The sequence below is a fragment of the Rhodovarius crocodyli genome, from assembly GCF_004005855.1.
Lineage (GTDB): Bacteria > Pseudomonadota > Alphaproteobacteria > Acetobacterales > Acetobacteraceae > Rhodovarius > Rhodovarius crocodyli.
Genome location: NZ_SACL01000004.1, coordinates 148,245 through 166,243 on the forward strand (window position 1 = coordinate 148,245; position 17,999 = coordinate 166,243).

The 17,999-nt window shown below is 69.0% G+C and carries 16 protein-coding genes; 11 read left to right on the forward strand and 5 right to left on the reverse strand.

The features are described from left to right. The first annotated feature begins 4 nt into the window (after positions 1-4). Positions 5-592, forward strand: coding sequence for a cysteine dioxygenase family protein (locus EOD42_RS12770; RefSeq protein WP_127787931.1), 588 nt, complete (start codon positions 5-7; stop codon positions 590-592). A gap of 15 nt (positions 593-607) precedes the next feature. Here the strand turns inward: EOD42_RS12770 and EOD42_RS12775 are convergent, their stop codons facing one another. Then, positions 608-1,735 (reverse strand): Kelch repeat-containing protein, encoded by a 1,128-nt coding sequence (locus EOD42_RS12775; protein ID WP_127787932.1) that lies wholly within the window; start codon positions 1,733-1,735, stop codon positions 608-610. A gap of 77 nt (positions 1,736-1,812) precedes the next feature. On the opposite strand from EOD42_RS12775, the gene ubiM reads away from it, so the two are divergent. Further along, a complete protein-coding gene (gene ubiM / locus EOD42_RS12780) occupies positions 1,813-3,000 on the forward strand; it encodes a 5-demethoxyubiquinol-8 5-hydroxylase UbiM (protein ID WP_240655149.1) in 1,188 nt (395 codons plus the stop codon). Here ubiM and EOD42_RS12785 read toward each other — a convergent pair. Beyond that, positions 2,997-3,740 carry an SDR family NAD(P)-dependent oxidoreductase gene (locus EOD42_RS12785; RefSeq protein ID WP_127787933.1) on the reverse strand — a complete coding sequence of 248 codons (744 nt, stop codon included), beginning with the start codon at positions 3,738-3,740 and terminating at the stop codon, positions 2,997-2,999. The two genes, ubiM and EOD42_RS12785, sit on opposite strands and share 4 nt — an antisense overlap. A gap of 83 nt (positions 3,741-3,823) precedes the next feature. Here EOD42_RS12785 and EOD42_RS12790 point away from each other — a divergent pair, with 83 nt between their 5' ends. The 9 genes from EOD42_RS12790 (at position 3,824) to purU (ending at position 15,109) form a co-directional block, all read left to right on the forward strand. Continuing rightward, positions 3,824-4,507 (forward strand): class I SAM-dependent methyltransferase, encoded by a 684-nt coding sequence (locus EOD42_RS12790; protein WP_127787934.1) that lies wholly within the window; start codon positions 3,824-3,826, stop codon positions 4,505-4,507. A 108-nt stretch (positions 4,508-4,615) separates the two neighbouring features. Beyond that, positions 4,616-5,797, forward strand: coding sequence for an efflux RND transporter periplasmic adaptor subunit (locus EOD42_RS12795; RefSeq protein WP_127787935.1), 1,182 nt, complete (start codon positions 4,616-4,618; stop codon positions 5,795-5,797). A 4-nt stretch (positions 5,798-5,801) separates the two neighbouring features. Continuing rightward, positions 5,802-8,966 (forward strand): efflux RND transporter permease subunit, encoded by a 3,165-nt coding sequence (locus EOD42_RS12800; RefSeq protein WP_127787936.1) that lies wholly within the window; start codon positions 5,802-5,804, stop codon positions 8,964-8,966. Next, the gene (locus tag EOD42_RS12805; protein WP_127787937.1) at positions 8,966-10,429 is read left to right on the forward strand and encodes an efflux transporter outer membrane subunit; all 1,464 of its coding nucleotides are present in this window, start codon (positions 8,966-8,968) and stop codon (positions 10,427-10,429) included. The genes EOD42_RS12800 and EOD42_RS12805 overlap by 1 nt, the downstream gene beginning before the upstream one ends. Further along, entirely contained in the window at positions 10,426-11,070 is a 645-nt protein-coding gene (locus tag EOD42_RS12810) for a TetR/AcrR family transcriptional regulator (RefSeq protein ID WP_127787938.1), read from the forward strand. The genes EOD42_RS12805 and EOD42_RS12810 overlap by 4 nt, the downstream gene beginning before the upstream one ends. A gap of 202 nt (positions 11,071-11,272) precedes the next feature. Further along, positions 11,273-11,482 carry a cold-shock protein gene (locus tag EOD42_RS12815; protein WP_127788337.1) on the forward strand — a complete coding sequence of 70 codons (210 nt, stop codon included), beginning with the start codon at positions 11,273-11,275 and terminating at the stop codon, positions 11,480-11,482. Positions 11,483-11,918: 436 nt separating this feature from the next. After that, positions 11,919-13,553, forward strand: a complete 1,635-nt coding sequence (locus EOD42_RS12820; protein ID WP_127787939.1) for an ABC transporter substrate-binding protein — start codon at positions 11,919-11,921, stop codon at positions 13,551-13,553. A gap of 20 nt (positions 13,554-13,573) precedes the next feature. Further along, complete coding sequence (locus tag EOD42_RS12825; RefSeq protein ID WP_127787940.1) at positions 13,574-14,200, forward strand: LysE family translocator; 627 nt, start codon at positions 13,574-13,576, stop codon at positions 14,198-14,200. Between the two features lie 51 nt (positions 14,201-14,251). Beyond that, on the forward strand, positions 14,252-15,109 hold the full coding sequence (gene purU, locus EOD42_RS12830) for a formyltetrahydrofolate deformylase (RefSeq protein ID WP_127787941.1): 858 nt from the start codon (positions 14,252-14,254) through the stop codon (positions 15,107-15,109). Between the two features lie 68 nt (positions 15,110-15,177). Here the strand turns inward: purU and EOD42_RS12835 are convergent, their stop codons facing one another. From EOD42_RS12835 to EOD42_RS12845, 3 genes are read right to left on the reverse strand one after another with little or no spacing between them, the layout of a single operon-like run. Then, a complete protein-coding gene (locus EOD42_RS12835; protein WP_127787942.1) occupies positions 15,178-16,152 on the reverse strand; it encodes a Bug family tripartite tricarboxylate transporter substrate binding protein in 975 nt (324 codons plus the stop codon). Positions 16,153-16,171: 19 nt separating this feature from the next. Then, the gene (locus tag EOD42_RS12840; RefSeq protein WP_127787943.1) at positions 16,172-16,942 is read right to left on the reverse strand and encodes a LamB/YcsF family protein; all 771 of its coding nucleotides are present in this window, start codon (positions 16,940-16,942) and stop codon (positions 16,172-16,174) included. 47 nt (positions 16,943-16,989) lie between these two features. After that, a complete protein-coding gene (locus EOD42_RS12845; protein WP_127787944.1) occupies positions 16,990-17,949 on the reverse strand; it encodes a threonine ammonia-lyase in 960 nt (319 codons plus the stop codon). Positions 17,950-17,999 lie beyond the last annotated feature (50 nt).

Sequence of the window (17,999 nt, forward strand, 5' to 3'; positions counted from 1 at the left end):
ACCCATGAGCACCGCCAAGCTTCGCGATTTCATCGCCGCCATGACCCGCCTGGCCGACCAGGGCCTGGCGGAGGGCCCCCTGCTGGAGAAGGCCAAGCCGCTGCTGGCGGGCCTGATCGCCCAGGATGACTGGCTGCCGGAGGAGTTCGCGAAGCCGAACCCCGAGCGCTACAGCCAGTATCTGCTGCATTGCGACCCGCTGGAGCGCTTCAGCATGGTCAGCTTCGTCTGGGGCCCCGGCCAGAAGACCCCCATCCATAATCATATGGTGTGGGGCCTGATCGGCATGCTGCGCGGGTCCGAGATCTCGACCGGCTTCGTGATGAAGGACGGCCGCGCCGTGCCGGATGGCGAGCCCATCACCCTGCACCCCGGTGACGTCGAGGCCGTGTCGCCCACCCTCGGCGACATCCATCTGGTCGAGAACTTCTATAAGGACCAGACCTCCATCAGCGTGCATGTCTACGGCGGCAACATCGGCGCGGTGAAGCGGAACGTCTTCACGCCCGAGGGTGAGACCAAGGCCTTCATCTCCGGCTACTCGAACCAGACGGTCCCGAACCTGTGGGACCGTTCCAAGGAAGCGGCCTGATCCGGCACGGGGCCTTCACCCCAGGGTGAAGGCCTCATGCAGGGCGGATTGCACGGCGCCGCCCAGCACGGCGCCGCCGCCCGCCACCAGGATCCAGTCCCCGATCGTGGTCGCGGCCACCGCATGGCGGGGCGTGGGCATCGGGGCGTGGCTCTGCCAGCTGTCGGTGGCCGGGTCGTAGCTTTCCATCTGCCCGAACACCTTGGCATCGCGCGACACGCCGCGCTCGATGATCCCGCCCTCCCCGCCCATGCAGAAGAAGCGCCCGCGATAGACGACCATCCCATGGCCCGAACGGGGCGTGGGCAGGGGCGCCCGTTCCTCCCAGGTGTCGCGCTCCGGCAGGTACACGTGGTGCAGGCCGGTGTTGTACTGGAAGGTGTTGAACCGCCCGCCCACCACATGGATCAGCCCGTTATGGGCCACGCAGCCGACATGGTCGCGGGATGCCGGCAGCGGCCGGCGGCGTTCCCATTTATCGGCCTGGGGGTCATAGACCTCATGCCAGGAGATGCTGGCGCGCTCATCCGCGGGGTCGGTCGCGCCGCCGATCAGGTGGATCTTGCCGTTCAGCGCGACGGCGGCCGCGGCCGCGCGCGGGCGCGGCAGGGGCGCGATGCGGTCCCAACGATCAGCCGAGACGTCATAGGCATAGGCATGGTCGTCGCAGCGCCGGTTCTGCTCGATGAAGCCGCCCAGCGCATAGACCCGCCCGCCGAGCGACTGCACCGCCACATGGTTGGCCCCGCGCGGCAGGGGTGCTGCGTCGTACCAGCGGTTGGAGGCCGGGTCGTAGACGGTGTGATAGGCGCGGTTGAACTGCCCCTCCCCATAGCCACCCACCACATGCATCCGGTCCGCCCAGGCGGTGGCCCAGGCCATCTCGCTGCGCGGGATGGGCATGTCCGCCCGCTGCTCCCACCGCCCCATCGGGCCCGGCGGCGCGGGGCTTGCGGTCACGCGCTGGGCCGCCTGCTCGGGGGTGATGTGGTGGGGTGCGCCGCCCTGGAACACGTTGCTGAACGGGTTGGGTGAGGGCTGCATGGGCCGCAGCGCGGGGCCGTGATGCTGGTGGGCGTTCTGGGCTGCGGCCTGGCCGGCCAGCAGCGCGCCGGCGGCGCCCAGGGCATGGCGTCGGTTCATGTGGAAGTCTCCCGGGTGAATTGCCGGACAATCTGCTGGGTGTGCCCGGCACCCCGCAAGAGGATTTGCGCTGGGTCATGGCCCCTGCCCCGGCCGCGCGCTATATCAAGCCCATGCTGGACTACGACATCGCGGTGATCGGCGCGGGCCCGGTGGGGCTCGCCTTCGCGCAGGCGCTGCGCGGCAGCGGCCTCTCTGTGGGGTTGTTCGAGCGCGCGCCGGAAACCGCCATCGCGCAACCGGCCTTCGACGGGCGCGAGATCGCGCTGACGCATCACTCGCAAAAGCTGATGACGGCTTTCGGCGCCGGGGCGGCACTGGACCACGGCTCACCCCTGCGGGAGGCCCAGGTACTGAACGGCGGCAGCCCCTTCGCGCTGGAGTTCACCGCCGATGGCCCCAAGGCTGGCCCGCTCGGCCTGCTGGTGCCCAATCATGAGATCCGCCGCGCCCTGCATGACGCGGTGCGCGCCGATGCCAGTGCCGAGATCCACGCCGGCACCGAGGTGACGGATGTGTCGACCGACCCGCGCGAGGGCCGGCTGACGCTGGCCGATGGCCGCATGGTCCGCGCGCGGCTGATCGTCGCGGCCGATACCCGCTTCTCGGCATCGCGCGGGCGGATGGGCATCCGCGACAGCCGGCTCGATTTCGGGTCGACCATGCTGGTGGCGCGGGTGGCTCATGAAAAGCCGCATCACGGCATCGCCACGGAATGGTTCGGCCATGGCCAGACGGTGGCGATGCTGCCGCTGGCGGGCGACGTGTCCTCCTTCGTGCTGACGCTGAAGACGCCGCAGATGGCCAGGCTGATGGAGGCCACCCCGGAGGAATTCGCCGCCGAGGCCACCCGCCGCACCCAGGGCCGCTGGGGGCGGATGGAGCTGGTCGCCACGCGCCATGCCTATCCCCTGGTCGCGGTCTATGCCCGGCGTTTCGTCGGGCGGCGCTTCGCGCTGCTGGGCGATGCGGCGGTGGGCATGCACCCCGTCACGGCGCATGGCTTCAACTTCGGCCTGGCGGGTGCGGAGCGGCTGGCGCAGGAGATCGGCGGCGACCCGGGCGACACGGCCGCCCTGCTGCGCTTCGAGAGCCGGCACCGGCGCGGTACCTTCCCCCTGTTCACCGCGACCAACGCCATCGCCAAGCTGTATACCGATGACAGGGCGCCGGCCCGGCTGCTGCGCGGCGCCGTGATGCGCGCCGGCGCGCTGCTGGCGCCGGTGCGCAAGGCGGTAGCTGCGCAGCTGATGGATGCGCGTTAGGTCAGGAACGCCCCGCCGTTCACGTGAATGGTCTGGCCGGTGATGTAGCCGCCCTCGGGGCCTGCCAGCAGCCGCACGACGGCCGCGATCTCCTCCGGCATGCCCTTGCGGGCCAGCGGCACGCCCTGCACCAGCATGCCCGGCAGCGCGCCCGCAGCCGCCCCGCGCACGGTGTCGATCGCGCCGGGCGCCACGCTGTTGCAGCGGATGCCGAGCGGGGCGAGCTCCACCGCCAGTGCCCGCATCAGCCCCTCCAGCCCCGCCTTGCTGGCCGAGACATGGCAGCGGTTGGGCGTGCCCACATGGGTCGAGATGCCCGACAGCGCGATGATGGACCCGCCGCCGCGCGCCTCCATCAGCGGCACTACGGCCCGGCACAGAATAAAGGCGCCGTCGAGCGCGACCGACAGGATTTCCCGCCACTCGCCCAAGCTCATCTGCTGGAAGGGCGTCTGGCGGCGCAGGCCGGCGTTGGAGACGGCGATGTCCAGCCCGCCAAAGGTTTCGGCCACCTTGTCCATCATGGCGGCCACGGCCTCGGGCTCGGACACATCTGCCAGCACCGGCAGGGCACGGCGGCCCAGTGCCTCGATCTCGGCGGCCACGGACTGCACGGCGGCCAGGTCACCGCGGCCGTTCACCACGATGTCCGCCCCGCCGCGCGCCAGTTCCAGCGCAATCGCGCGGCCGATGTTCTTACCGGCGCCGGTCACCAGCGCCACCTTGCCCTGCAGGCTCATCGCAACGTCTCCTTGGTTGGGTCCGGCATAGCACGGGGGGCGGGCCTTGCCACCGCAACGGTCGGGCGGGATACAGCTTGGCGATGGGCATCATCTCCTTCATGCGGCTGCGCGACATCGGCCTGTTTCTCAAGAGCGCCAAGACCGACGCCGCGATAGCGAAGCACCGCGAGACGATGACCCAGGGCGAGGCGATGGAGGCCGTCTATGCCGAGCGGGGCGACCCCTGGGCATCGGCCTCGCCGCGCTACCTGTATCAGCGCCGCAAGTATGAGGTGATGGCCGGGCTGCTGCCCGAGACGCGCTTTCGTTCCGCCCTCGACATCGGCTGCGGCGTGGGCGGCATGCTGCGCCAGCTCTCGCCGCGCGCCGACCGCGTGACGGGTGTGGATGTGGCGCCCACCGCCATCGAGTTCGCGCGCCGCGCCAATGCGGATCTGACCAACATCGACTACGCGGTGCATGACATCCTCTCCCTGCCCGCGGAATGGGATGGGAGTTTCGACCTGATCGTGGTCAGCGACGTACTCTATTACCTGTCGCCCCTGACCGACGAGGCGCTGAAGGAAATCGGCGCGCGGCTGGCACGGCTTCTGGCGCCGGGCGGCATCCTGCTGCTGGCGAACCATTATTTCTTCCAGCTCGACCCCGACAGCCGGGTCACGCGGCGGATTCACGATGCGATGCGCTGGCAGCCGGGGCTGACCTTGATATCCGAGCATCGCAAGCCATTTTTCCTCGCGAGCGTCCTGCGGGCGGGCTCGTAACACCGGTTACGAAATTACGCTGCACCGCAACAAATGACCGGTTGACGCAGCCCAGAAAACTCGTCAGTTTCATGAACGAAAACTAACCAGTTTCGTCTGGGAACCTGCATGCCTGAAAAGAATTTCCTCGGCCGCGCGCCGCGTCGCGTCACGCTGGCTGCTGCCTTCGCGGCATTGGCCGCGCCTGCCTTCGCGCAGGCCCCGCAGGGGCAGCGCCCGCCTGTCGACGTGACGGTCGTCACGATCCAGCGCCGGCCCGTGCCCGTCACGACCACCCTGCCCGGCCGCACCACCGCCTATCGCACCGCGGAGGTCCGCCCCCAGGTGGGCGGCGTGCTGCGTGAGCGCCTGTTCACAGAGGGCCAGGCCGTCACACAGGGCCAGCCGCTGTATCAGATCGACCCCGCGCCGCTGGAAGCGGCCCTGGCCAGCGCCCAGGCCAGCCAGGCCCGCGCCGAAGCCACCCGCCGGTCCGCCAACACCACCGTCAACCGTTACCGGCCCCTGGTCGCGGCGCGCGCCGTCAGCCAGCAGGACCTGGACACCGCCGAGGCGTCGCTGCGCCAGGCCGAGGCCGATGTCGCCTCCGCCCAGGCCGCGGTCGAGACCGCGCGCATCAACCTGACCTATACCCGCGTGCTGTCGCCGCTTTCCGGCCGGACGGGCCGCTCGAACCTGACGAACGGCGCGCTGGTCACGGCGGGCCAGGCGGCGCCGCTGGTCACGATCACGCAGCTGGACCCCATCTTCGTGGACGTGGTGCAGCCGAGTGCGGCCCTGCTGCGCCAGCGCCGCGCCATCGCCGCCGGCACGCTGCACCGCGATTCGGCCGACACCGCCACGGCGCGGCTGGTGCTGGAGGACGGGACCGAATACCCCCAGCCCGGCCGCATCCAGTTCACCGAGGTGATCGTGGACCAGGGCACGGGCTCCGTCACGCTGCGCGCCGAATTCCCCAACCCCGACGGGCTGCTGCTGCCCGGCATGTTCGTGCGCGCCCGCATCGAGGAAGGCACGACCGACCGCGCCTTCCTGGTGCCGCAGCAGGCGGTGCTGCGCAACGCGCGCGGCCAGCCCGTGGCCTATGTGGTCAAGCCCGACAACACGGTGGAACCCCGCATGCTGACCACGGACCGCGCCATCGGCACGGACTGGCTGGTGACCAGCGGCATCAACGACGGTGACCGCGTGGTGCTGGAAGGCGTGATGCGCCTGGGCCCCGGCGCACGCGTGAACCCGACGGAGCGCCCCGCCCAGGCGGCCGCCAACCCGCAGCGCACGGGCGGCTGAGACCATGGCACGCTTCTTCATCGACAGGCCGATCTTCGCCTGGGTGCTGGCCATCGCGACCATGCTGGCGGGGCTTCTGGCCCTGCGCAGCCTGCCGGTCGCGCAGTATCCCGCGATCGCGCCGCCGGCCATCTCCATCACGCTGAACTACCCGGGCGCCTCCGCCGAGACGGTGCAGTCCACGGTGGTGCAGATCATCGAGCAGCAGCTGAGCGGCATCGACAACCTGATCTACTTCGCGTCCCAGACGTCGAAGGACGGCTCGGCCACCATCACCCTCACCTTCCGCCAGGGCACCAACCCCGACACGGCGCAGGTGCAGGTGCAGAACAAGCTGTCGCTCGCGACACCGCGCCTGCCGCAGACCGTGCAGCAGCAGGGCATCCGCGTGGCCAAGGCCACCCAGAACTTCCTGATGGTGGTGGGCTTCACCTCCAGCCAGGAAGGCGTGACGCAGTCCGACATCTCGGACTTCATCGTGGCCAATGTGCAGGACCCGATCAGCCGCACCTCCGGTGTGGGTGACTATCAGGTGTTCGGCGCGCAGTACGCCATGCGCATCTGGCTCGACCCCGCCCGCCTGCTGACCTACGGGCTCACGCCCGTCGACGTCTCCACCGCCGTCACCGCGCAGAACGTGCAGGTGTCCTCCGGTGAGATCGGCGCGCTGCCGGCCGTGCCGGGGCAGATGCTGAACGCCACCATCATCGGGCCGTCCTATCTGCAGACGCCCGAGCAGTTCGGCGCGATCCTGCTGCGCGTGCAGTCCGATGGCTCCCAGGTGCGCCTGCGTGACGTGGCCCGGGTCGAGATCGGCCAGGAAAACTACATCACCAGCGCGCTGTACAACGGCCGCCCGGCGGCCGGCATCGGCATCCGGCTGGCCAGCGGCGCCAACGCGCTGGACACCGCGACCGCCGTGCGCGCCACGATGGAATCGCTGCGCCCCAGCTTTCCCGCCGGCTTCGAGCTGATCTTCCCCTACGACACCACCCCCTTCATCAGCCTGTCCATCGAGAGCGTGGTCCACACGCTGATCGAGGCGATCGTGCTGGTGACGCTGGTGATGTTCCTGTTCCTGCAGAACTGGCGCGCGACGCTGATCCCGACCATCGCCGTGCCGGTGGTGCTGCTGGGCACCTTCGCGGTGCTGGCGGCGTCTGGCTACACCATCAACACCCTGACCATGTTCGGCCTTGTGCTGGCCATCGGCCTGCTGGTGGATGACGCCATCGTGGTGGTCGAGAACGTCGAGCGCGTGATGGCGGAGGAGCACCTCTCCCCGCTCGAAGCCACGCGCAAATCGATGGACCAGATCACGGGCGCCCTGGTGGGCATCGGCCTGGTGCTGTCGGCGGTGTTCCTGCCCATGGCCTTCTTCGGTGGTTCCACGGGCGTGATCTTCCGGCAGTTCTCCATCACCATCGCGACCGCCATGTCGCTGTCGGTGCTGGTGGCCATCGTGTTCACGCCGGCGCTGTGCGCCACCATGCTGAGGCCGCACAAGCAGGGCCATAACCCGCACAAGGGCCTGTTCGGCTGGTTCAACCGGGGTGTGGACGCCACGATCGGCGGCTACAGCAAGGCCGTGGGCGGGCTGGTCAAGCGCGGCATCCGCGTGCTGATCGTCTATGCCGTGCTGGTCGCGGCACTCGCCTTCGGCTTCCTGCGCGTCCCTACGGGCTTCCTGCCCGATGAGGACCAGGGCATCGCCTACATGCAGGTGATCGCGCCCCCGGGCGCGACCGCCGAGCGCACGCAGCGCGCGCTGGACGAAGTGACCCGCTGGGTGCGTGAGGAAGAGAGCGACACCGTGCGCTCCATCTTCACCATCAACGGCTTCAACTTCTCCGGCCGCGGCCAGAATGCGGGCCTGGGCTTCATCAGCCTGCGCGACTGGTCGGAGCGCGGCGAGGACCGCCAGCGCGTCCAAGCCTTCACCCAGCGGCTGATGGCGCGTTTCGCGCGCTATCAGGATGCGATCATCTTCGGCTTCGCGCCGCCGGCGATCACGGAGCTGGGCAACGCCACGGGCTTCACCTTCCAGCTGCTGGACCGCGGCGGCGTGGGCCATCAGCAGCTGCTGGCGGCACGCGACCAGCTGCTGGGCCTGGCGGCGCAGAGCCCCATCCTGGCCGGCGTCCGCGCCAACGGCCTGAATGACGAGGCCCAGTACCGCCTCGTCATCGACTGGGAGCAGGCGAGCGCGCTCGGCCTCTCGGTGTCCGACATCAACACCACGCTGTCGACCGCCTGGGGTGCGCGCTACGTCAACGACTTCATGGACCGTGGCCGCGTGAAGCGCGTCTACATGCAGGGCGATGCCCAGGCGCGCATGCTGCCCGAGGATTTCGACCGCTGGTTCCTGCGCAACAGCCAGGGGCAGATGGTGCCCTTCTCGGCCTTCGGCCGTGCGGAATGGACGTCCGGCTCCCCGCGCCTGGAACGCTTCAACGGCGTGGCCTCGCGAGAGATCCAGGGCCAGCCCGCGCCCGGCCACACCACCGGTGAGGCGATGGCCGAGATGCAGCGCCTGGCGGCCCAGCTGCCGACCGGCATCGGCTATGACTGGTCGGGCCTGTCCTATGAGGAAAGGCAGTCCTCGGGCCAGGCAGGGCCGCTGTACGCGATCTCGCTGCTCGTGGTCTTCCTCTGCCTCGCGGCCCTGTATGAGAGCTGGTCGATCCCGGTCTCGGTGCTGCTGGCGGTGCCGCTGGGCGTGCTGGGCGCGGTCGCGGCCACGCTGCTGCGCGGGCTTTCCAACGACGTGTACTTCCAGGTCGGCCTGCTCGCGACCATCGGCCTGTCGGCCAAGAACGCCATCCTGATCGTGGAATTCGCCCGCGAGAACTACGACCAGGGCATGTCGCTCATGGAGGCCGCGAAGGAGGCGGCGCGCCAGCGCCTGCGCCCGATCGTCATGACCTCGCTCGCCTTCGTCCTCGGCGTCGTGCCGCTGGCGATCGCGACCGGCGCGGGTGCCGGCGGCCAGCACGCCATCGGCACCGGCATCATCGGCGGCGTGCTCGCGGGCACGCTGCTGGGGCTGCTGTTCGTGCCGGTCTTCTTCGTGGTGGTGCTGAAACTGTTCCGCACCAAGCGGCAGAGCGAGAAGCTGGCCGCACAGCAAGCCCACCAACCGCAGCCGCACCCGGCGCCGGGAGAGTAATGATGCGTAGCCTTTCGTTCCTGCCGGCGGCGCTTCTGCTGGCCGGGTGCAGCCTGGCGCCCGACTTCATCCGCCCCTCGGCCCCCGTGCCCGAGGGCTGGCCCCAGGGGCCTGCCTATCAGCGCCCCGCCGCGGATACCGCGGCGGGCGACCAGGCGGCGCTGGACATTCCGTGGTCCGAGATCTTCGCCGACGACCGGCTGCGCCGTGTCGTGGCGCTGGGCCTGACGGAGAACCGGGACCTGCGCGTGGCCGTGCTGAACGCCGCCCAGTATGAGGCGAACTACCGCACGCAGCGCGGCTCGCTGTTTCCGAACATCAGCGGCTCGGTCAGCGGCACCGCGAGCCGCACCCCCGCGCCCTACTCAAGCGACCTGTATCCCTCCAACGCCACCACGGGGCTGACGCGCGGCGGCAGCGCCATCGGCCTCGGCATCAGCAGCTTCGAGGTCGACCTGTTCGGCCGCGTGCGCAACCTGACCGAAAACGCCTTCCAGCGTTACCTGGGCTATGAGGAGACGCGCCGCGCCACCCATATCAGCCTGGTGTCGCAGATCGCGAATGCGTGGCTCGCGATCAGCGCCGATCGGGAGCTGCTGGCCCTGACCCGGCGCACGCTGGAAAGCCAGGAGCAGTCCTTCGCCATCACCCGCGCCGCCTTCCAGGGCGGCACGGCGACGGAGCTGGCCTATCGCCAGGCCGAGACCTCCGTGCAGACGGCGCGCGCCAACCTCGCGGCCTATACCCGGCAGGAGGCGCAGGACCTGAATGCCCTGAACCGCCTGGTGGGCGCGGATGTGCCCGCGGAGCTGCTGCCGGCCAACGCGGCCGAGCTGGACAGCGCCGTGCGCGACGTGCCGGCGGGGGTTTCCTCGGCCGTGCTGCTGCGCCGGCCCGATGTGCTGGCGGCCGAGCGCAACCTGCGCGCGGCCAATGCCCAGATCGGCGCGGCGCGCGCGGCCTTCTTCCCGTCTCTGACGCTGACCGCCAGCGGCGGCACCGCCAGCCAGGGGCTGGAGCGGCTGTTCGCGCCGGGGACGGCCAACTGGTCCTTCTCGCCCACCATCAACATCCCGATCTTCTCGGCCGGCGCGCTGCGCGGCAGCCTGGACGCGGCGCGTATCGGCGCCGACATCCAGGTGGCCACCTATCAGGGCACGCTGCAGACCGCCTTCCGCGAAGTGGCGGACGCGCTGGCCGCGCGCGGCACGCTGACCAGCCAGATCGAGGCGCAGCGCGGCCTCGTGACGGCCTATGAGAGTGCCTACAACCTGTCGGTGCTGCGCTTCCGCTCGGGGCTCGACAACTATCAGTCGGCGCTCGATTCCGAGCGCCAGCTCTATGCCGCGCGGCAGACGCTCATCTCGTTGGAGTTGCAGCGCCGGCAGAACCGGGTGACGCTGTACAAGGTGCTGGGCGGCGGCTGGATCGCCCAACGGGAGGCGACACAGGCGGTGCGATGAACGAGGCAGTGCTGGAGATGGAGGGGCGTTCCACCCCACGCCACCGCATGAGCGACACCGAGCGCAGCGCCCTGCTGCGCGAGGCCGCCGAGGTGGTGTTCCTGCGCCACGGCTATACCGCCACCAGCATGGACGAGGTGGCCCGCCAGGCCGGAATGTCCAAGCGCACGCTGTATCAGCACTACGCCTCCAAGGCGGAGCTGTTCGAGGCGGTGATGCGCGACTGCCTGGAGCCGCTGACCCTGCCGCCCGACGACGGGCTGGATTTCCGTGCGGCGAGCAGCGCCCTGCTGACGACCGCCACGCGGCATCTGCTGGCACCGCGGCAGATGGCCATCTTCCGTATCGTCAGCAGCGAGGGCCCGCGCACGCGGGAACTGGCCGAGGCCTTTCACCGGGCAGGCCCCGGCCATGGCGCCAACGCCATGCAGACGCTGATGCAGGCCGAGATCGACGCGGGCCGCCTGCGCATCAAGGACGCCCATGCCGCAGCCAAGATGCTGTATGGCATGGTGCTGGGCCCGAGGCACATGATGGTGATGCTGGGGCTGGAGGAAGTGCCCGACGAGGCCGAGATCGCGATGATGGTCAAACGCGCGGTGGACATTTTCCTGCAGGGCGCGCTGGTACAGGCGAACTGATTCCTTGCATCCTGGCGCCGCATTCCCTATTTGTGCGGTGTCAACCTTTTCGGTTCGGACCGATCTCACGGGCTTTTGGCAGCCGCCCCCGCAGTAAACTGCTCAGGCTGGCATGTTGAGAGTCGAGCCCGTTTCCCGTCCCAAGCAGATTGATCCGCCACGCACGTTCGCGTGGTGGCACGCCATGACTGATCGGAATTACATGTCCAACGGCACTGTTAAGTGGTTCAACGCGACCAAGGGCTATGGCTTCATCCAGCCCGAGGATGGCGGGGCCGATGTCTTCGTCCACATCTCCGATGTGGAGCGCGCCGGCATCAAGAACCTGCGCGAGGGCGACAAGCTCTCCTATGAGCTGATGCAGGGTCAGCGCGGCAAGGTGTCCGCGACCAACCTGAAGCTGGGCGGCTGATAAAAGCGCCCTGCTCTGCAACCTCCGCGCGCGTGTGGCGTTTGAACGCCTGACAGCAGCGCGGAGGTCGGATTGCCCCAATTAAAGGCTATCCCGGAATTTCCGGCGCGGAACTTAGCTTCCGCGCCCCAATTCCCTCATCATTTCGTCATCATTACCCGTTTATAGTCGGTCCGCGGCAACTGCTCCGCCGACCCAAAAAAACGCAACTAAAGAATGAACATCATGAACCACACCAACACCACGGCGCACGCCGCCAACAGCACCACCAAGACCCCGGCCCTGCTCAGCCAGGCCGAGATTCGTCGCATCGTCGCCGAGATGATGGGCTGAGGCTTTCGCCTCTGTCACGAATCTGTCATAAATCCGTCATCAACGGGGAACACCCCGGACGGGAGTGAAGCGCCTGCGGCCCCTCGATTGCGGGAGCAGGCGAATGACTGCGACGTTTCCTCACGCCACCACGACACGGCGCGCGGCCCTTGCGGCCGGTGCGACCATCGGTGGCGTATCCACCCTCGGTGAAGCCCAGGCCCAGCGCGCTGAAACCGTGCTGCGCGTGGGCATGACCGCCTCCGACATTCCAGCGGTCACCGGCCAGCCCGACCAGGGCAGCGAGGGTTGGCGCTTCACGGGCTGCACCCTCTATGACGGGCTGGTGAACTGGGACCTGTCGCGTGCCGACCGCCCCAGCACCCTGTGCCCCGGCCTGGCCACCGCCTGGCAGGTCGATGCCGGCAACCGTCGGCGCTGGATCTTTACCCTGCGCCCCGGCGTGAAGTTCCATGACGGATCCGACTGGAACGCCGATGCCGCGATCTGGAACCTGCAGAAGCTGACGGACCAGAACGCCCCGCATTACGACCGCCGCCAGGTGGCCCAGACCTATGGCCGCATGGGCTATGTCGCGGGGTTCGAGAAGCTGGGCGACCTTTCCATCAGCATCTCGACCCACGAGCCCGATGCGCTGCTGCCCTACTACTTCGGCCGCATCTTCTTCTCCTCGCCCGCGCAGTGGGAAAAGGTGGGCCGCAATTGGGAAGCCTTCGCCCGCGCGCCTTCGGGCACCGGGCCCTGGAAGTTCGGCTCCATCGTTCCGCGCCAACGGCTGGAGCTGCTGAAGAACGCGGATTACTGGGACAAGGACCGGGTTCCCAAGACCGACAAGCTGGTGCTGCTGCCCATCCCGGATGCCAACACGCGTGTCGCCGCCCTGCTCTCCAACCAGGTGGATTGGATCGAGGCACCGCCCCCTGACGCGGTGGGCCGGCTGCGCCAGCAGAACATTCAGATCGTTACCAACAGCTACCAGCACACTTGGCCCTGGGTGCTGAACGTGAATGCGGGCTCGCCTTTCGCCGATATCCGGGTGCGCAAGGCGCTGAACCTGGGCATCGACCGCGAGGCGATCAGCGCCATGCTGGGCGGCTTCGGCGCGCCGGCGGTGGGCCAGGTGCCGCCCGGCCACCCCTGGTTCGGCAACCCCACCTTCCGCATCCGCCACGACCCGGCCGAGGCCCGGAAGCTGCTGGCCGAGGCCGGCTTCGGCCCGCAGAATCCGGTGCGCGCCAAGATCATCATCAGCGCCTCCGGCTCCGGCCAGATGCAGCCCATGATGATGAATGAGGCGATCCAGGAAATGGTGAAGCCGCTGGGCATCGAGATCAGCTTCGAGGTGGTGGATTGGGCCGCCATGGTGCAGTCCCGCCTCAAGGGCTCGCGCGATGCCTCCCAGCGCGGGCTGCACGGGCTGAACTATTCCTGGGTGTGGGTGGACCCCGATTTCGGTTTCATCACCGCGCTCGACAGTCGCAAGACCGCCCCGCGCGGCAACAACTGGGGCTATGTCGAGCAACCCGAGTTCGACGCTTTCTCCGACCGTATCCGCGCCGAGTTCGATCCCGCCAGGCAGGACCAGGTGGTGGCCGAGATGCACACCCGCATGGTGGATGAATGCGTCTGGCTGTGGGTGGTGCATGACATGAACCCGCGCGCGATGAATGCCCGAGTGAAGGGCTTCGTGCAGGCGCAGAACTGGATCCAGGACCTGACCCCGGTGCGGATGGAGTAGCCCTCCGCTACGCTGTCCTGATGGATTCCTGGCTGCCCTACCTGCTGACCTGCGCCACCATCGCGATCAGCCCCGGTCCGGGCAGCCTGCTCACGCTCACGGTCGCGACCCGCCAGGGCGGGGTCGCGGCCATGATCTCGGCCATCGGGCTGCTGCTGGGGGCTGCGGGCCATGTGATGCTGGTGGCGCTGGGTGCCGCGCTCCTGCAACGCGCCCTGCCCTGGCTGCAGCCCATCCTGACCGCGGCGGGCGGGGCCTATCTGGTCTGGCTGGGGATACGGCTGTGGCGTGCCCGGGCGCAGCGCATCGACCCTGCCGCCAATCCGAGGCTGAACCCGCTCGGCCTGTTCACCCAGGCCATCCTGCTGTCGGCCAGCAACGCCAAGGCCGTGGTGCTGCTGCTGGCGCTGGTGCCGCCTTATGTCAGGCCGGACCAGCCGGCCATCCCGCAGGCGCTGCTGCTGGCGGCGGGCTATGTCGCGGTCTCGGGCTGCTGGCACGGCGTGCTGGCGGGCTTGGCCCATGTCATGGGCCGCTGGCTGCGCACGCCGCGCGGCGCGCTGGCCATGGCGGGTTTCTCGGCGGGCCTGTTCTGCCTTTTCGGGCTCTGGATGGCCTGGGAAGGGCTTCACCCCCTGTTGCGATGACGGCCCGCTTGGCGGATACCCATGCTGCACTGCGCACGGGAAGATCTCGCCATGGCCGCCGAATATATCCTGACCCTGTCCTGTCCCAACCGTCCGGGTATCGTGGCCGCGGTGGCCGAGGCGATCTTCCAGTACGGTGGCAACATCCGTGACGCCCAGCAGTATGACGACCAGGCGGCCACCCGCTTCTTCACGCGCATCATGCTGGACGACGCCGGCAACCTGAACCTCGACGGGCTGAAGGCCGAGATGGCGAAGGTGGCCGAGCGCTTCTCCATGCAATGGGCGATCCGCGACCGCTCGCAGAAGCGCCGGGTGATGCTGCTCGTCTCCAAGTTCGACCATTGCCTGGCCGATATCCTGTATCGCTGGCGCATCGGTGAGCTGCCGATGGTGCCGACCGCCATCATCTCCAACCATCCGCTCGCGACCTACCCGCACCTGGACTTCACGGGCATCCCCTTCTTCCACATGCCGATCTCCAAGGAGAGCAAGCCGGAGCAGGAAGCCCAGATCTGGAAGCTGGTGCAGGAGACGGAGACGGACCTCGTGGTGCTGGCGCGCTACATGCAGATCCTGTCGGATGACCTGGCGGGCAAGCTGGCCGGGCGCTGCATCAACATCCACCACTCCTTCCTGCCGGGCTTCAAGGGGGCGAAGCCCTATCACCAGGCGCATGCGCGCGGGGTGAAGCTGATCGGGGCCACCGCCCACTATGTGACGGCCGACCTGGATGAAGGGCCGATCATCGAGCAGGACGTGGAGCGCATCTCCCACAAGGACACGCCCGATGATCTTGTGCGCCAGGGCCGCGACATTGAGCGCCGCGTGCTGTCACGCGCGCTGACCTGGCACCTGGAGGACCGGGTGCTGATGAACGGCAGCCGTACCGTGGTGTTCCGCGACTGATCGCAGCCGCCCGGCCGAGCCTGCGCCGCGGAGGTCCTCCGCCGCGCAGCCCTCAGGTCGGTTGAGCCTCAGCCGCGCAGGCGGTCACCTGCCGCCTGCACGATGGCGCCATAGCGCGCCACCTCGGCCTTCAGATAGTCGGCGGCGGCCGAGGGCGGCGAAGGGCGCGCCGGGTCCAGGCCGGATTCGGTCAGGCGGGCCGCGGTGGGCGCATCGGTCAGCGTCTCGGCCATGGCGCGCGACCAGATCTGCTGGATCTCCGCCGACATGCCCGGCGGGCCCAGCAGCATGTACCAGGTGATCAGGTCGAAATCGGGGAAGCCGGCCTCGGCCATGGTGGGCACATTCGGCAGGCTGGCGGCGCGGCTGGGGCCCGAGACGGCCAGCGCCCTGAGCGTGCCGCCGCGCAGGTGGCCCGCCGCCGAGCTGAGCACCGAGAAGCCGAAGCCCGTCTCCTGCTTCATCACCGCTTCCAGCATCTGGCTGCCGCCACGATAGGTGACGTGCGTCACCGCCGGCATGCCGCCCGGCACTTTCTGCAGGAACAGCTCGGTCGCCAGCTGCGGCGTGGAGCCGATGCCCGAGGAAGCATAGGAAGCGCGCCCCGCATTGGCGCGCAGCCAGGCCAGCAGCCCGGCCACGTCCTGCGCCGGATGATCGGGGGCCACCACCAGCACCATGGGCGTCGTGCCCCAGATGGACAGCGGGGTGAAATCCGCCGCCGGGTTGATGGCGACGTTGGGGTTCACCAGCGGCGCGATCACCAGGGAGGACGGGTCGGCGATCACCACCGTATGGCCGTCGGCCGGCAGGCGCTTGATGTAGTTCAGCGCCAGCGTGCCGCCGGCACCGGGGCGGTTTTCCACCACCACGGTCTGGCCCAGCGCCTGGGAGATGCGGGGCGCGGCGATGCGCGCCGCGATGTCGGAGGAGCCGCCGGCGGCGAAGCCGTTGACGATGGTCACCACCCGGTCCGGGAACGCGGCTTGCGCCACCCCTGGGATCAGGGCGGGCAAGGCAAGGGCAAGGCGACGTGTCAGCATCCGGCAACTCCTACTCAGGTTACAGGCCCATCTCGGGCAGGGTCTTCAGCTCGACACCAGCCGCGATCAGGGCTTCGCGGGTGGCGCGGCCGACGATTTCGGCGGTGGGTTCATCGGCGTGCAGGCACAGGGAGTGCACTTCCACCGGGATGCGCTTGCCGCTGCGGGTGACAATCACCTTGTCCACCACCATGGCCACCGCCTGGGCGGCGGCGCGGGCCGGGTCCTTGTGGACGGCATCCGCGTTGAAGCGGGAGGTGATGTTGCCGTCATCGTCGTACATGCGGTCGATATAGCCCTCGACCGCGAAGCGCAGGCCGTGGCGGTGGGCCGCCTTCTCGATATGCGAATGCGCGAGGCCCACATAGATCAGGCTGGGGTCCACGCCCTTCACGCCGCGCGCCATGGCATCCGCCACATCGGCATCCACGATGCCCACATTATGCAGGGCGCCGTGGGGCTTCACATGCGTCACCTTGGTGCCGTGCATCGCCGCGATGCCCATCAGCGCGCCGATCTGGTAGGCGACGAGGTATTCGATATCGCGCGGGTTCATCTTCATCGCGCGGCGGCCGAAGCCCCAGATGTCGTTATAGCCCGGGTGCGCGCCGACCGAGACGCCGTGCTTCAGCGCCAGCGCCACCGTCTCATGCATCACGGTCGGGTCGCCGGCGCTCATGCCGCAGGCGATGTTGGCGCTGTTGATCAGCGGCATCACCGCCGGGTCATTGCCCTTGTGCCAGGTGCCGAAGCTCTCGCCGATATCGGCGTTGATGTTGACGACGGGCAAGGGGACTCTCCTAACAGGACGATTGTGAAACGGTTGTAACCGGCAGCCTAGACCGGAACGGCGGCCAATTGAGCCGCCATGGCGGGCGAAAGGTTCGCACCGCACAGCAAAGTGGCGACCTGCCGCCGCGCGAAGCGATGCGGCTGCGCCAGGATGGCGGCGACGCCGACAGCGCCCGAGGGCTCGACATTGTGGCCCAGGTGGCGGCGCAGCAGCACCATGGCGCGGAAGATCTCATCCTCCGACACCGACATGATCTCGTCGTAGAGGCCGCGCAGGGTGTCGAGCGCCTCGGGAATCGGCACGCGGATGGCGATGCCGTCGGCGATGGTGTCGGCCTTCTCGGTCTCAAGCGCCTGGCCGGCATCGAGGGACAGCATCATGGAGGGCGCCTGCGCCGCGACCACGGCCACGATGCGCGTGCCGGGCGCGGCATCGCGCAGCGCCGCCCCCACCCCGGCCAGCAGCGCGCCATTGCCGAGCGGCACGATCATCGTGTCGAACGGGCCGGCGGCCGCGATCTCAAGCCCCATGGTGCCGGCGCCCTCCGCGATGGCGGGCTCCAGCCCGTCCTCGACGAAGCGCAGGCCGGTCGAGGCGGCGAAGCGCTTCGCCGCCGCCTTGGCCGCGTCGAAATCCTGGCCTGCCAGCCGCACATCGGCGCCGAAGCCGCGCATGGCCTCGATCTTCAGCGGGTTGGCGGTCTCGGCCGCAAAGACGGTGCACGCATGGCCGCGACGGGTCGCGGCGCGCGCCAGCCCCTGCCCGAAATTGCCCGCCGAGGCACAGACGATGGCCTCGCCGGGCGTGAGTTCGGTCGCGACGAAGAACTCCGCGCCGCGCCCCTTGAAGGAGCCGATGGGGTTTTGGAACTCGACCTTGGCCGCGAGCGTGCAGCCGAGTACCGCATCCAGCCCTGGCGAGCGCGCCATGGGGCTGTTCAGGAAATCGGGGTCGATCAGGGCGGAAGCGGCGCGAATGCGCGTGATGTCGATGGGGCGGGGCATGCGCGCATCATGCCGGCGCAGCGTGCGGCCGGGCCGCGATTCTGGCGCTG